The sequence below is a fragment of the Pseudomonas kitaguniensis genome, from assembly GCF_009296165.1.
GTDB lineage: Bacteria > Pseudomonadota > Gammaproteobacteria > Pseudomonadales > Pseudomonadaceae > Aquipseudomonas > Aquipseudomonas kitaguniensis.
On sequence record NZ_VUAZ01000238.1, the window covers coordinates 1 to 822 of the forward strand.

Genomic DNA, 822 nt, shown 5'->3' on the forward strand with positions numbered 1-822 from the left:
CCCGAGCAGGCACCGTCGGCCCTGGACCAGTTAAGCGGCGAACTGCACGCCAGCACTCAAGCGGTACTGATCGAAAACAGCCGCGTGCTGCGTCAGGCGGTACTCGAACGCCAACTGAGTGCGCAAGGCCACCGAGGGGCTCAGCCCAAGGAGCTGAACCAAGGCGCTTGGGTGCAACTGCCGCGCCAGTCCGGCCAGCTCGCAGGCGATAGCAACACCACGCGCACCGCCCACAGCAGCACAGGCCTGTTGGTGGGGTTCGATCACACGCTGGAACAAGGCACGCGCCTGGGCGTGGTTGCCGGCAGCGGCAGCACCGATGTAAAGACCCAAGGCCGCGGCAAGGCGAGTGTCGACACCTATCAACTGGGCCTGCACGCAGGTCACAACTGGAACGCTTTTGGTTTGTATGGCGGCATCGCGTATGCGCAACATGAGGTCCAGACAAAACGTCGCGTCAGCTTCCCGGGCGTAGACAACCACCTGAGCGCCAAGTACGTCAGCCGCACCGTGCAGACGTTTGCCGAGGCGAACTACACGTTCAGCCACGACAGTTGGGATTGGCAGCCGTACCTGCAATTGGCCAATGTGCAGCAGCGCAGCGAAGGGTTCAAAGAGCGCGGCGGCATAGCGGCATTGCGTGGCAAGCGCTCTAAAGAGAGCGTCAACCTGACCACCGGCGGCGTGCGGGCCAACCTCGACCTGGGCAAAGCGCAGCTAGGCCCGTCATGGCTGAGCCTGCGCGGCGGCCTGGCTTACACGCATGCCAGCGGCGACTTGCAATCCACTACCCAGGCAGCCTGGGACGGCGGACGCGTGATG

Annotated in this window: 1 protein-coding gene; it reads left to right on the forward strand. The window is 64.1% G+C overall.

Annotated elements, in window-relative coordinates; all coding sequences use genetic code 11:
* Positions 1–822: autotransporter outer membrane beta-barrel domain-containing protein (locus F0169_RS26980; RefSeq protein WP_152748129.1), on the forward strand; the 822-nt coding region annotated here is incomplete at both ends.